The 14343-nt window shown below is 65.0% G+C and carries 8 protein-coding genes; 5 read left to right on the plus strand and 3 right to left on the minus strand.

Annotated elements, in window-relative coordinates; all coding sequences use genetic code 11:
- Positions 1-92: 92 nt before the first annotated feature.
- Complete coding sequence (locus tag QP512_RS13010; protein WP_286069003.1) at positions 93-5069, minus strand: NAD-glutamate dehydrogenase domain-containing protein; 4977 nt, start codon at positions 5067-5069, stop codon at positions 93-95.
- A 250-nt stretch (positions 5070-5319) separates the two neighbouring features.
- Between QP512_RS13010 and QP512_RS13015 the strand changes: the two genes are divergently transcribed.
- The 3 genes from QP512_RS13015 to QP512_RS13025 are packed head-to-tail and all read left to right on the plus strand — an operon-like array spanning position 5320 to position 10433.
- The gene (locus tag QP512_RS13015; protein WP_286072047.1) at positions 5320-5976 is read left to right on the plus strand and encodes a TetR/AcrR family transcriptional regulator; all 657 of its coding nucleotides are present in this window, start codon (positions 5320-5322) and stop codon (positions 5974-5976) included.
- Positions 5976-7244, plus strand: a complete 1269-nt coding sequence (locus QP512_RS13020) for an efflux RND transporter periplasmic adaptor subunit (RefSeq protein WP_286069004.1) — start codon at positions 5976-5978, stop codon at positions 7242-7244. Before QP512_RS13015 ends, QP512_RS13020 begins: the two co-directional genes overlap by 1 nt.
- A 15-nt stretch (positions 7245-7259) precedes the next feature.
- Positions 7260-10433 carry a multidrug efflux RND transporter permease subunit gene (locus QP512_RS13025; protein WP_286069006.1) on the plus strand — a complete coding sequence of 1058 codons (3174 nt, stop codon included), beginning with the start codon at positions 7260-7262 and terminating at the stop codon, positions 10431-10433.
- Positions 10434-10543: 110 nt separating this feature from the next.
- Here QP512_RS13025 and QP512_RS13030 read toward each other — a convergent pair whose 3' ends face one another.
- Positions 10544-10807 (minus strand): hypothetical protein, encoded by a 264-nt coding sequence (locus QP512_RS13030; protein WP_286069007.1) that lies wholly within the window; start codon positions 10805-10807, stop codon positions 10544-10546.
- A 289-nt stretch (positions 10808-11096) separates the two neighbouring features.
- Between QP512_RS13030 and QP512_RS13035 the strand changes: the two genes are divergently transcribed.
- Positions 11097-12008: a hypothetical protein gene (locus QP512_RS13035; protein ID WP_286069008.1), complete on the plus strand. Its 912-nt coding sequence runs from the start codon at positions 11097-11099 to the stop codon at positions 12006-12008.
- A gap of 94 nt (positions 12009-12102) precedes the next feature.
- On the opposite strand, the gene QP512_RS13040 is transcribed toward QP512_RS13035, so the two are convergent.
- The gene (locus tag QP512_RS13040) at positions 12103-13251 is read right to left on the minus strand and encodes an acyl-CoA dehydrogenase family protein (RefSeq protein WP_010480433.1); all 1149 of its coding nucleotides are present in this window, start codon (positions 13249-13251) and stop codon (positions 12103-12105) included.
- Positions 13252-13404: 153 nt separating this feature from the next.
- Between QP512_RS13040 and QP512_RS13045 the strand changes: the two genes are divergently transcribed.
- Entirely contained in the window at positions 13405-14334 is a 930-nt protein-coding gene (locus tag QP512_RS13045; protein WP_049465810.1) for a metalloregulator ArsR/SmtB family transcription factor, read from the plus strand.
- The last annotated feature ends 9 nt before the right edge of the window (positions 14335-14343 follow it).

Genomic DNA, 14343 nt, shown 5'->3' on the forward strand with positions numbered 1-14343 from the left:
GATCGCAGAAAAGAAAGCAAAAACAGAACGGCCCCGCTTTCGCGGGGCCGCTGTGTTTAACGCATGCCGGGCAGCGCCCGGCGTTACATCACTTACGCACCATGCGCGGCCAGCTGGCCCAGGCGCTGCACCGCGACCGAAACGGTCGGGTAGTCCAGGGTCTTCTGCTCGGCCAGTTCGGCCAGCATCGCCAGGGTGAAGCGCAGGCTGTTGTCGTCACGGCCCATCCAGGCTGCGACCTTGGCCTCCGCGCTGCCGCCCTTGGTGCCCAGCACCTGACCGGCCAGGTTGCGGTGGTTGGCCGCCAGTTCGTCACGCAGCACGCCACGTGCCACGGCGTGCCAACGGCCGTTGACCTCCAGCGCGTCGACCTGCTCGAACAGCCACGGCAGCTGCAGGGCATCGCCCAGGCGGAAGTGGACCTTGGATACGTCCACCGGCTTCAGCTTTCGGGTGCGGGCCAGTTCGATGATGTCGAACGCCGGCTCCAGGAAGTGCAGTTCGGCCAGCTGCTGCGCCAGCGCGGACGGCAGGCCCTTCTCCTTCCACTCGGCCACCAGGGCTTCGTAGGTCGGACGCTGCGAATCCGGCAGCACACCCGAGGCGACGCGGATGTCGTTGAACGGGCCCTGGTAGCGGTTGACCGCCTCGGTGATGCCCGGCATCGCGCCCGGGCGCGACAGCAGCCAACGCACGAACGAACGCTGCAGCTTCCAGATCACTTCCAGTGCATCGATCTGCACCGATTCCGGCACCTTGCCGTCGAGCGCGTCGATCTGCGCCCACAGCGCGCGGGCATCCAGCGTTTCGCGGCTGATGGTGTAGGCCTTGGCGACCTCGGCGATGGAACGGCCAGTGTCTTCCTGCATGCGCATCAGGAAGGTGGCGCCCATGCGGTTGATGGTCTGGTTGGTCACGGCCGTGGCGATGATTTCGCGCTTCAGGCGGTGACGCTCCATCGCGTCGGCGTACTTCTTCTGCAGCGGGGTCGGGAAGTAGCGCTGCAGTTCCTTGGACAGGTACGGATCTTCCGGAATATCCGAATCCAGCAGCTGGTTGAACGCCACCAGCTTGGAGTAGGACAGCAGCACCGACAGCTCCGGACGGGTCAGGCCCTGGCCGCGTGCCTTGCGCTGGGACAGCTCGGCATCGGACGGCAGGAACTCGATCTGGCGATCCAGCAGGCCCTGCTGTTCCAGCGTGCGGATGAAGTGCTGCTTGGAACCCAGGCGCTTGACCGCCATCCGCTCCATCAGGCTCAGCGCCTGGTTCTGGCGGTAGTTGTCGTTGAGCACCAGCTCGGCGACTTCATCGGTCATCGAGGCCAGCAGCTTGTTGCGCTGCTCGACGGTCAGCTTCTTGGCCCGCACCACATCGTTGAGCAGGATCTTGATGTTGACTTCGTGGTCGGAGGTGTCCACGCCGGCCGAGTTGTCGATGAAGTCGGTGTTGAGCAGCACGCCAGCCTGGGCGGCTTCGATGCGGCCCAGCTGGGTCATGCCCAGGTTGCCGCCTTCGCCCACCACCTTGCAGCGCAGCTCGCCACCGTTCACGCGCAGCGCGTTGTTGGCGCGGTCGCCGACATCGCTGTGCTGCTCGCTGGCGGCCTTGACGTAGGTACCGATGCCACCGTTCCACAGCAGGTCGACCGGCGCCTTCAGGATCGCGCTCATCAGATCGTTCGGCGACAGCGCCTTGACGTTGTCGTCCAGGCCCAGCGCTTCGCGCACCTGCGGGGTGATCTCGATCGACTTCAGGCTGCGCGGATAGACGCCGCCGCCCTTGCTGATCAGCTTGGCGTCGTAGTCCGCCCAGCTCGAACGCGGCACGGTGAACAGGCGCTCACGTTCGACGAACGTGGTGGCCGCATCCGGGTTCGGGTCCAGGAAGATGTGGCGATGATCGAAGGCAGCGACCAGGCGGATGTGGCGCGACAGCAGCATGCCGTTGCCGAACACGTCGCCGGACATGTCGCCGACACCGACCGCGGTGAAGTCCTGGGTCTGGCTGTCACGGCCCAGCGCACGGAAGTGGCGCTTGACCGACTCCCACGCACCGCGTGCGGTGATGCCCATGCCCTTGTGGTCGTAGCCGACCGAACCACCGGAGGCGAACGCATCGCCCATCCAGAAGCCGTGCGCGATGGCCAGGCCATTGGCGATGTCGGAGAAGGTCGCGGTGCCCTTGTCGGCGGCCACCACCAGGTACGGATCGTCCATGTCGTGGCGCACGACATCCACCGGCGGCACGATCTTGTTGTTGACGATGTTGTCGGTGATGTCCAGCAGGCCCTGGATGAACAGCTTGTAGCAGGCCACGCCATTGGCGAAGACTGCATCGCGGTCACCATTGGCCGGCGGGGTCTTGGCGAAGAAGCCGCCCTTCGCGCCGACCGGCACGATGACGGTGTTCTTGACCATCTGCGCCTTGACCAGGCCCAGCACTTCGGTACGGAAGTCTTCGCGACGATCCGACCAGCGCAGGCCACCACGGGCCACGGCACCAAAGCGCAGGTGGGTACCTTCCACGCGCGGGCCGTAGACGAAGATTTCGCGGTACGGACGCGGCTTCGGCAGGTCCGGCACCAGCGCCGAATCGAACTTGAAGCTGATGACATGGCCGTGCTGGCCGTTGGCATCGGTCTGGTAGTAGCTGGTACGCAGCGTCGCGTCGATCACGCCCATGAACGAGCGCAGGATGCGGTCCTCGTCCAGGCTGGACACGCGGTCCATCAGCTTCAGCAGCGCATCGCGCGCGGCCTGCATCTGCGCGTCGCGGTCACCCTTGCGGGCGTCGACCACGGTCTTGAGCACCTTCAGGGTGGCGTCGTCGCCAGCAGCCAGCACATCGAAGTGGGCCTTCAGCTGGGCCTGGCCAGCCGCGATGTCGTCCTTGCTTTCATGGCCGGTGGCCGGATCGAAGCGGGCCTCGAACAGCTCGACCAGCAGGCGGGCCAGCAGCGGGTAGCGCGCGAAGGTGCCTTCCACGTAAGCCTGCGAGAACGGCACGCCGGTCTGCAGCAGGTACTTGCAGTAGCCACGCAGCATGGCGACCTGGCGCCAGTGCAGGCCAGCGGCCAGCACCAGGCGGTTGAAGCCGTCGTTCTCGGCATCGCCGTGCCAGACGCGGGCGAAGGTCTCGCCGAAGGCTTCATCGACGCTGGCGGCATCGATCGCGCCGGCGGTCGATTCGACCTCGAAGTCCTGCACGTACACCGGCGCGTTGTCGACCGACAGGCGGTACGGACGCTCGGCGATCACGCGCAGGCCCATGTTTTCCATCATCGGCAGCGCGTCCGACAGCGGAATGTCGTCCAGCTGGCGGTACAGCTTCAGGCGCAGGCCATCACCGCTTTCGCGCGGCACGGCCTGCAGGCTCAGGCGCAGGTCGTCCGGGCCGGTCAGCGCGTCAAGCTGGCTGACATCGTTGGCGGCAACGGCGGTGCTGTTGTCTTCGATGTAGCCGGCCGGCAGCGCCTTGCCGATGCGGGCGGCGATGCGCAGGCCTTCGGTCTCGCCATGGCGGGACACCAGCGCTTCACGCAGGTCGTCCTGCCAGTTGCGCAGCACCTGGGCCAGCTTCTGCTCCAGTTCTGCGGTATCGACGTCGAGCATTTCACCGGGCTTCGGGCGCACGATCAGGTGCACCTGGGCCAGCGGCGATTCGCCCAGCACCACCGAGCTGTCGACGTACTCGCCGTGCAGCGCGTCCTTCAGCATCGCTTCGATGCGCAGGCGCACGTCGGTGTTGAAGCGCTCGCGCGGCAGGTAGACCAGCGCGGAAATGAAACGGCTGTACTTGTCGCGGCGCAGGAACAGGCGGCTGCGCACGCGCTCCTGCAGGCCCAGCACGCCCATCGCGGTGCGGAACAGTTCGTCCTCGCTGGACTGGAACAGTTCTTCGCGCGGCAGGGTTTCTAGGATGTGGCGCAGGGCCTTGCCGCTGTGACTGGCCGGAGCCAGGCCCGACTGCTTCATCACGTGCTCATGGCGCTGGCGCACCAGCGGGATTTCCCACGGGCGACGGTTGTAGGCGCTGGAGGTGAACAGGCCGAGGAAGCGCTGCTCGCCGATGATCTTGCCCCTGGCGTCGAATTCAAGCACGCCGATGTAGTCCATGTAGCCGGCGCGGTGCACGCGCGAACGGGCATTGGTCTTGGTCAGGATCAGCGCGTCCTTCAGGCCGGACGTGGCGTTCAGGCCCTGCGCGGCCAAGGTCTTGACCGGACGGGCAGCGGACTTGTCCTTGCCACGCATCAGGCCCAGGCCGGTGTCGTTCAGCGGCGCCAGCACGTCTTCCTTGCCCTGCTTCTCGACGCGGTACTCGCGGTAGCCGAAGAAGGTGAAGTGGTTGTCGGCGGCCCAGCGCAGGAATTCCTGTGCTTCCTTGCGCGAGGCGTCGTCGACGGGCAGTTGGCGCTTGCCCAGGTCGTCGGCCAGCGCCAGCGCCTTGTCCTTCATCAGCTGCCAATCGCGCACGATCGCGCGCACTTCCTCCAGCGCCTTGTTGATGGCCTGTTCGATGGCGGCCATGGCTTCGGCCGGTTGGCGGTCGATCTCCAGCAGCATCACCGACTCGGCATCACCCTCGCCGACCTTGACCAGCTTGCCGGCCTTGTCGCGGGTGAAGCGCAGCACCGGGTGGCCCAGCACGTGGACACCCACGCCCTGTTCGGCCAGGGACATGGTGACGGTATCAACCAGGAACGGCATGTCGTCGTTGACGATCTGCAGCACGGTGTGCGGCGATTCCCAACCGTTGGCCTTCGCGGTCGGATTGAACGCGCGGACGTTGGCCTTGCCGGCCTTGCGGGCCCGGGCGAATTCCAGCGTCTCAGCCGCGAGAGCGGCCCACTCTTCAGCGCTGTGGTGCGGGAACTCGTCCGACTCCATGCGCTTGTAGAAGTCAGTGGCGAAGGCCACTGCTTCGGCCTGTGCGGCCGCGGGGTAGCGCTTGCGCAATGCCGTGTACACCGGCTCCAGGGAGAAACCAGCGGTCACTGCGACCTCCGACTCTGCTGGTTTGGTCTTGTTTTTCACGGTCTTGGCTGCGGTTTTTTGCGGTTTCATGGCAGAGCGATGCGCTTGCTCAGTTGGGAAAATGAAATTGTAGCCCTACCGCACGAAAAGGCCTTGCTGCAGGACGGAATAAGCAGATTCGGGTTTGCTGCGGTTTAGACGCCTATTCAGTTCGTGCCGGTAGGGTGCTGGCGTCGGTTTCAGCACTGCCGACAGAATCGGCAAAACGTGTTACCGGAAGACACACGCGGCGACACCGATGCGATTCCACAATCCTGAACTGGACGGTATAGTCCACCGCGTGAACCCGGCCTACCTTCCCGTTGCCCTCGACGCACGCGATGAGCGCGTGTTCGATGCCGTGCGCGAACTGCTGGCCCAGCAGGGAATGCAGATGAGCATGGATGCGGTGGCCCAGCACGCCGGCTGCTCCAAGCAGACCCTGTACTCGCGCTACGGCAGCAAGCAGGACCTGCTGCGCCGGGTGATGCAGCGCCATGTCGGCCACGCCACCGGCGCCATGGTCCGTGCACTCCGCACTGACGACCTGCGTGCCAGCCTTCTCCAGTTCGCCACCGATTTCCTGGAGCATTTCAACCAACCGCACGTAGGACAGGCCTGCCGGCTGATTGCTGCCGATGCGGCCCAGTTTCCCGAAGAGGCGCGTACGCTGTACCGGCATGGGGCCGGCGCGCTGACGCTTCATCTTGCTGAATGGATTGAAACCGTTTGCAGGAAGGGTCAGCTGCGGCATGACGACCCGCACTTCATGGCCGAACTGCTGCTGAGCATGATCGCCGGTCAGGATTTCGACAAACAGCGCTTCCATACCCCCCATCGTGATGACGCGCTGTTGCGTCGGCGCTGGGCAGAGTTCTCCGTCGACAGCTTCCTGCGCGCCTTCGCGCCACAGCCGTCGCCGGCCCCGTCTACAAACCAACCCCGGAGTTCCTCCTGATGACCGCCCCACTCCGCACCCTTGCCTTGACGTGCGCCGTTGCTGTCGCGCTGGCTGCCTGCAAGAAGCCGGAACAGCAGACGCCCCCGCCGCCGGAGGTGGGCGTGATCGACGCCAGGCCGCAGACCCTGCCGCTGCAGCGCGAGCTGGTCGGCCGCCTGTCGCCGTTCCGCAGCGCCGACGTGCGCGCGCGCGTGCCGGGCGTGCTGCTCAAGCGCGTCTACCAGGAAGGCTCCCAGGTCAAGCAGGGCCAGACCCTGTTCCTGATCGACCCGGCGCCGCTGCGTGCTTCGCTCAACGCCTCCGAGGCCCAGCTGGCCTCGGCCCGCGCCACCTACGCCAACGCCAAGGTCGCCGCCGATCGCGCGCGCTCGCTGGCCCCGCAGCAGTTCGTCTCCAAGTCCGACCTGGACAACGCCGAATCGGCCGAGCGCACTGCGCTGGCCGCCGTCAAGCAGGCCGAAGCGGCAGTGACCTCCTCGCGGATCAACCTGGGCTACGCCGAAGTGACCGCGCCGATCAGTGGCGTGGCCAACAAGCAGCAGGTCACCGAGGGCGCGCTGGTCGGCCAGGGCGATGTGACCCTGCTGACCACCGTCGACCAGCTCGACCCGCTGTATGTGAACTTCTCGCTCAGCGTGGATGAGCTGACCCAACTGCGTGCGCAGCAGGCCAAGGGCGCGCTGGCGCTGTCCGGCGACGGCAAGGCCACGGTGGCCGTGAAGCTGGCCGATGGCAGCACCTACAGCGAGCCGGGCACGCTGGACTTCTCCTCGACCACGGTCGATCCGGCCACCGGCGCGGTGTCGCTGCGTGCGCTGCTGCCGAACCCGCAGCAGATCCTGCTGCCCGGTGCCTTCGTCAGCTTCCAGGCCAACCTGGGCGAGCGCAACAACGCCTATCTGGTGCCGCAGCAGGCCCTGCTGCGTGACACCACCGGCGGCTACGTGATGGTGGTCGGCGCCGACGGCAAGGTCGTGCGCAAGAACGTGAAGACCGATGGCGCGCAGAACGGCAACTGGCTGGTCAGCGACGGCCTGGCCGCCGGTGACAAGGTGATCGTGGCGGGCGTGCAGAAGGTCAAGGAAGGCGCACCGGCGGTGGCCAAGCCGTGGACCCCGGGGCAGGACGCCAGCGGCAAGCCCGCCGCGGGCGGCGCCGCGCCGGCAGGTGCTGCACCGGCCGCAGGCAAGGCACCGGCCGACGCGGCCAAGCCCGAGCAGGCCGATGCGGCCAAGCCGGCCGCCACCGATTCGAACAAGCAGTAACGGGAACCTTCCGTCATGCCTAAATTTTTCATCGAACATCCAGTCTTCGCCTGGGTGGTTGCGATCCTGATCTCGCTCAGCGGCGTGATCGCGATCCTCAACCTGGGCGTGGAGTCCTATCCCAACATCGCCCCGCCGCAGGTCACCGTCTCGGCCACCTACCCGGGCGCCAGTGCGGACACCACGGAAAAATCGGTCACCCAGGTGATCGAGCAGCAGCTGACCGGTATCGATCACCTGCTGTACTTCAGTTCCTCGTCCGCTTCCAACGGCCGTGCGCAGATCACCCTGACCTTCGAGACCGGTACCGATCCGGACATCGCCCAGGTGCAGGTGCAGAACAAGGTCTCGCTGGCCACGCCCCGACTGCCTTCGGAAGTGACCCAGCAGGGTGTGGTGGTGGCCAAGGCCAACGCCGGCTTCCTGATGGTGATCGCGCTGCAGTCCGATACGCCGGCCATCAACCGTGACGCCCTGAACGACATCGTTGGTTCGCGCGTGCTCGACCAGGTCTCGCGTATCCCCGGCGTCGGCAGCACCCAGCAGTTCGGTTCCGAGTACGCCATGAACATCTGGCTCAACCCGGAAAAGATGCAGGGCTATGGCCTTTCGGCCAGCCAGGTGCTGGCCGCGGTACGTGCGCAGAACGTGCAGTTCGCCGCCGGTGCGCTGGGTTCGGACCCGTCGCCGGAAGGCCAGCACTTCACCGCCACGGTCTCGGCCGAAGGCCGCTTCAGCTCGCCGCAGGAATTCGAGAACATCATCCTGCGCGCCAATGCTGACGGCTCGCGCGTGCTGTTGAAGGACATCGCCCGCGTCGCCTTCGGTGCCAACAACTACGGCTTCGACACCCAGTACAACGGCAAGCCGACCGGTGCCTTCGCCATCCAGCTGCTGCCGGGCGCCAACGCCCTGAACGTGGCCGATGCGGTCCGCGCCAAGATGGACGAACTGCAGCCCAGCTTCCCGGCCGGTGTCACCTGGTTCTCGCCGTACGACAGCACCACCTTCGTCAAGATCTCGATCCAGGAAGTGGTCAAGACGCTGTTCGAGGCGGTGTTCCTCGTGTTCCTGGTGATGCTGATCTTCCTGCAGAACTTCCGCGCCACCCTGATCCCGACCCTGGTCATCCCGGTGGCCCTGCTCGGTACCTTCCTGGGCATGTGGATGATCGGCTTCACGATCAACCAGCTGACCCTGTTCGCGATGGTGCTGGCAATCGGCATCGTGGTCGATGACGCGATCGTGGTGATCGAGAACGTCGAACGTATCATGACCGAGGAAGGCCTGGCGCCGAAGCCGGCCACGCAGAAGGCGATGACCCAGATCACCGGCGCGGTGGTCGCGATCACCGTCGTGCTGGCTGCGGTGTTCATTCCGTCGGCCCTGCAGGGCGGTGCCGCCGGTGAGATCTACAAGCAGTTCGCGCTGACCATCGCCATTTCGATGGCGTTCTCGGCGTTCCTGGCGCTGGGCTTCACCCCGGCGCTGTGCGCGACCTTCCTCAAGCCGACGCACAACGACAACCCGAACATCGTCTACCGCACCTTCAACAAGTACTACGACAAGATCAGCCACACCTATGTGGGCCACATCACCTCGGCGGTGCGCCACGCCCCGCGCTGGATGATCCTGTTCGTGGTACTGACCGCACTGTGCGGTTTCCTGTTCACCCGCATGCCGGGCAGCTTCCTGCCGGAAGAAGACCAGGGCTATGCGCTGGCGATCGTGCAGCTGCCGCCGGGCTCGACCAAGGGCCAGACCAACGAAGTGTTCGCGCAGATGCGTGGCATCCTGGAGAAGCAGGATGGCTATGAAGGCATGCTGCAGGTGGCCGGTTTCAGCTTCGTCGGTTCCGGCGAGAACGTCGGCATGGGGTTCATCCGCCTGAAGCCTTGGGAGGAACGCAAGTTCACCGCGCCGGAGTTCATCCAGAACATGAACGGCGCGTTCTATGGCATCAAGGAAGCGCAGATCTTCGTGGTCAACCTGCCCACCGTGCAGGGCCTTGGCCAGTTCGGTGGCTTCGACATGTGGCTGCAGGACCGTAGCGGTGCCGGTTACGAGCAGCTGACCCAGGCCCGCAACATCCTGCTCGGCCAGGCCGCGCAGAAACCGGACCACCTGGTCGGTGTGCGCCCGAACGGCCTGGAAAACGCGCCGCAGTTGCAGCTGCACGTGGATCGCGTACAGGCGCAGTCGATGGGCATGTCGGTGTCGGACGTGTACAGCACCATCCAGCTGATGCTGGCCCCGGTGTACGTCAACGACTTCTTCTACGAAGGCCGCATCAAGCGCGTGACCATGCAGGCCGATGGCCCGTACCGCACCGGCCAGGAGTCGCTGAAGAGCTTCTACAGCCCGTCCACCCTCACCACCAATGCCGACGGTACCAACGCGATGATCCCGCTCAACACGGTGGTCAAGTCCGAATGGGTGTCGGCACCGCCGTCGCTGAGCCGCTACAACGGCTACTCGGCGATCAACATCGTCGGTTCGCAGGCACCGGGCACCAGCTCGGGTGAGGCGATGCAGACCATGGAGGCGATCGTCAACGACGACCTGCCGGCCGGTTTCGGCTACGACTGGTCCGGCATGTCCTACCAGGAGATCCTGGCCGGCAATGCCGCAACCCTGCTGCTGGTGTTGTCGATCGTGGTGGTGTTCCTGTGCCTGGCCGCACTGTATGAAAGCTGGTCGATCCCGGTGGCGGTGCTGCTGGTGGTGCCGCTGGGCGTGCTGGGTGCACTTGGCCTGTCGATGCTGCGTGGCCTGCCCAACGACCTGTTCTTCAAGATCGGCCTGATCACCGTGATCGGCCTAGCGGCGAAGAACGCGATCCTGATCGTGGAGTTCGCGGTGGAGCAGCGTGCGGCCGGCAAGAACCTGCGCGATGCCACCATCGAAGCGGCCCGCCTGCGTTTCCGCCCGATCCTGATGACCTCGTTCGCATTCATCATGGGCGTTATCCCGATGGCGATCTCCACCGGCGCCGGCGCCAACTCCCGCCACGCCATCGGTACCGGCGTGATCGGCGGCATGCTGTTCGCCACCCTGCTCGGCCTGTTGATGATCCCGGTGTTCTTCGTGGTCGTGCGCCGCATGCTGGGCGACAAGCTGGATCAACCGTCCAAGGAGTTCATGGAACGCCAGCGTGATGCGGATGCTGCACACCGCCCGGATCGTTGATCCGGTGGTGAGCTGAAACGAAAAGGCCCCGGAGCGATCCGGGGCCTTTTTTTCTGCTTTTGAATGCATGCCAACCAAGGTTCAAGGTTGGCATCTACCAGGGCAACGTCTCAGCGCAGCAGCGCAACCACTATGCACACCGCCACGATCGCCAAGGCCACCCACTGCATCGGCACGAAGAAGAAATGATGAGGCGCGGCTTCGCCCTTCTGCCGGGGCACGCGATTGAGCCACAGGCCCAGCAGTACGTTCACGGCGGCGCCGATACCTGCACCCAGCAGCACCTGCTGCAGCGGGATGTTGCCCTTGGGACCGTCATTTGGGAAGAAGTACGCCAGCAGCAGAATTGCTGCGATCGGCGTCACCAGCGTCATGAATCCCCAACCGCGATGGATCATCCTGCCTGCCCTGAAGAATTGCCGATCACATTGGAACATGAACGCAAAGAGCTCGTCGCGTTCGCCTCGTGCTGCAGGCCGTTGCGGATGATGAGCGTAGGCTCAGAAGCATCCGCGTGGCGCATTGCAGCCCAAGCCCGCGCCAATTGCGACAGGAAGCTGCGCGCCAGAACAGAGACGTCCGCAATGGGATCCGGATCGCTGTTTCATTGAGCCCATACCGGTATCCAGAGCATTCCTTCAACGGATTGATCGAGGAATGCTCATGTCGCATCTTTCGAATGCACGTCTACTCGCCGCCTGCATGTTCCTGTCACTCGGCCTCGGCCCGCACGCAACCGCACAGGCCGGCGGCATAGTACCGTGCAACAACTGCGCCAGTCCTCGCTTGGCAGCACTCCAGTCAGGAACGGGATTGACCGTGGTGGTCGACCTGGAGCAAAAGCGGCTCAATGGCTTTGAAGTAGAGTACGACCGCGAACTGCGGAGACACCGCGCAGTCCCCGTAGCGGTCCCGGCCGAAGTGACCGCGATGTTCAATCGCATCCTCGCCCTCCCACAGGCCGGCATCGGGTCCGGAACGCAGTTTGTGCCACAGTCATTCGGCCGTGGGACTGTTGTTCCGGTCCATCCTGATAACCCACAGATGGCCAATGGCATCACCTTCCCTACCGAACTGAAAGGGCTCAACGCCTACGATGTGGTGCAATCGGCCACCTACCGCACGCAACTGGAACTCGGCATAGGACGCGCCTTCAGTGGCGCCAACACGTCGCAGCCCGCATGGAACTCCCTGGCTACGACGATCTCTTCTGTTGTGCTGAGCTGGGTGAGCAAACTGTTTGGCGTGGACACCGTGACTTATGTGATTACCTGGCGCGATGGCTCGCAGACCAGGCTGGTGATCACTCCAGACTCGGTCGACAGGGCAAAGTATGTTGCGGGTGAGAGCGTCGACGCGGCAGGAAACCGGATACCGGACGGCGCCGCGTCAAACAGCGATACGGGCCAAGGCTATTCGGGCTCGTATCATTTCAGCAACGACGGGGACTATCAGAGCTGGGTGGATACCGCACATCTGTATGGTGTCAGGATTGAGATCAATCCCGGATCGGCCCCGACGGGTCCCATCTGCAGATGGGATGGCCGACAACTTCATTGCCAGGTGCCCCGCTAACGCATTCCTGGCCTGGCCTGGTCAGCGCCGTGCCGCCACGTATGCGCGCCCCAGCACTGCCGCGCCGCCATTGCAGCGGCGCGGCCCTTGCCAATCAACGCAGACCGGTCTCGTTGCGGGCGATCACCAGGCGCTGGATTTCCGAAGTGCCTTCATAGATCTCGGTGATCTTGGCATCACGGAAGTAGCGCTCCAGCGGCATTTCCTTCGAATAGCCCATGCCGCCATGGATCTGCACCGCCTGGTGGGTGATCCACATTGCGGCTTCCGAAGCGGTCAGCTTGGCCACCGCCGCTTCGGTGCTGAAACGCTTGCCCTGGCCCTTCACCCATGCCGCGCGCAGGGTAAGCAGCAGCGCTGCATCCAGCTTGCACTTCATGTCGGCGATCTTGGCCTGGGTCATCTGGAAGGTACCGATGGCCGCGCCGAACGCCTTGCGCTCCTTCACGTATTCCAGGGTCGCTTCATAGGCAGCACGGGCGATGCCGATGGCCTGCGATGCGATGCCGATGCGGCCCGCGTCCAGCACGCTCATGGCGATCTTGAAGCCCTCGCCTTCCTGGCCCAGCACGTCCTCAGCCTGCGCCACGTAGTCGTTGAACTCGATTTCGCAGGTGGCCGAGGCACGGATGCCCAGCTTCGGCTCGGTCTTGCCGCGGCCGAAACCCGCCTTGTCGGTGTCGATGATGAAGGCGGTGATGCCGCGCGCGCCCTTGTCCGGCTCGCTCATCGCGAACAGCACGATGTACTTGGCCACCGGGCCGGAGGTGATCCAGCTCTTCTTGCCGTTGATCACGAAGGTACCGTCGGCCTGCTTCACCGCGCGGCAGCGCATGGCGGTCGCATCCGAACCCGACTGCGGTTCGGTCAGCGCGAATGCACCGATGGCCTCGCCTTCGGCGATCGCACGCACGTAGGTCTGCTTCTGCGCTTCGGTACCGTGGGTGAGGATGCCGTTGCAGAACAGCGAGTTGTTCACCGACATGATGGTCGAATGGGCTGCGTCGGCGGCGGCGACCTCCACCATCGCCAGCACGTACGCGATCGGGTCCATGCCCGCGCCGCCGTATTCGGTCGGCACTTCGATGCCCATCAGGCCGTTCTCGCCGAGCAGGCGGATGTTGTCCAGCGGGAACTCGCCGGTACGGTCATGATGCTCCGCACTCGGGGCGATCTTCTCCTGCGCGATCCGCCGCGCCACGTCCTGCAGCATCAACTGCTCTTCGGTAAAGCTGAAATCCACAACACCCTCCCGGGTACATGATGTTATGGGCCGCGCACGGCGTGCCCAGGTGCCCCGATTGTACCGGGGCCAGGCGGCATCCGTACGCCAGCGACTTGACCGCTGCAGGCCTTGTCAGCGAACATATCTCTATATCGCGATAGGTAGATATTTATGGATCTTGAAGACTGGTCGACCCGCCTGAAGGTGTTCGCCGACGCGACCCGCGTGCGCCTGTTGGCGCTGCTGGAGCAGGAAGAACTGACCGTGGCCGAACTGTCGGCGATCACCCGGCTGGCACAGCCGCGCGTGTCCACCCACCTGGCGCGCCTGAAGGAAGCCGGCCTGGTCCGCGACCGCCGTGCAGGCGTGTCGGCCTATTACCGCTTCGACGAAGCCCAGCTGGACCCGGCGCAGCGTGCATTGTGGCATGCCTTGAGCAACGGAAGCGATGACCCGCTGCTGCGCCAGGACGCTGAACGCGTCGCCGCCGTACTGGCCCACCGCGCCTCCGACCAGAACTGGGCCGACAGCGTGGCCGGCGACATGGAACGCCACTACTCTCCCGGACGGACCTGGGAGGCGCTGGCGCGTACCGCGCTGCCGCTGCTGGAAACCGGCGACGTGCTGGACATCGCCTCCGGCGACGGCGTGCTGGCCGAACTGGTGGCCCCGCATGCCAAGCGCTACATCTGCATCGATACCAGCGCGCGCGTGGTTGCCGCCGCCAGCGAGCGCCTGCGCCGCCTGCCCAACGTGGAAGTGCGCGAGGGCGACATGCATGCACTCCCCTTCAAGGACAGCAGCTTCGACCTGGTGGTGCTGATGCACGCACTCACCTACGCCAGCAAACCGGCACAGGCGGTCACCGAAGCCGCACGCGTGCTGCGCCCGGGGGGCCGCCTGCTGCTGTGCAGCCTGGCCCGGCATGAACACAAGGCGGCGGTGGAAGCCTACGGCCACGTCAATCTCGGCTTCAGCGACAAGGAGCTGCGCAGGTTCGTCGACAAGGCCGGCCTGCAGGTCTCAAGCCTGGAGACGGTCACCCGCGAAAAGCGCCCGCCGCACTTCGAAGTGATTTCGCTGATCGCCAACAAACCCTGAGCCCGAGAC

Source organism: Stenotrophomonas sp. 57, assembly GCF_030291075.1.
Taxonomy (GTDB): Bacteria; Pseudomonadota; Gammaproteobacteria; order Xanthomonadales; family Xanthomonadaceae; genus Stenotrophomonas.

Bases quoted from the DNA above. Each gene is read 5' to 3' on its own strand.
- QP512_RS13010 (WP_286069003.1), bottom strand. From the start codon at position 5,069: ATGAAACCGCAAAAAACCGCAGCCAAGACCGTGAAAAACAAGACCAAA.
- QP512_RS13020 (WP_286069004.1), top strand. From the start codon at position 5,976: ATGACCGCCCCACTCCGCACCCTTGCCTTGACGTGCGCCGTTGCTGTC.
- QP512_RS13025 (WP_286069006.1), top strand. From the start codon at position 7,260: ATGCCTAAATTTTTCATCGAACATCCAGTCTTCGCCTGGGTGGTTGCG.
- QP512_RS13030 (WP_286069007.1), bottom strand. From the start codon at position 10,807: ATGACGCTGGTGACGCCGATCGCAGCAATTCTGCTGCTGGCGTACTTC.
- QP512_RS13035 (WP_286069008.1), top strand. From the start codon at position 11,097: ATGTCGCATCTTTCGAATGCACGTCTACTCGCCGCCTGCATGTTCCTG.
- QP512_RS13045 (WP_049465810.1), top strand. From the start codon at position 13,405: ATGGATCTTGAAGACTGGTCGACCCGCCTGAAGGTGTTCGCCGACGCG.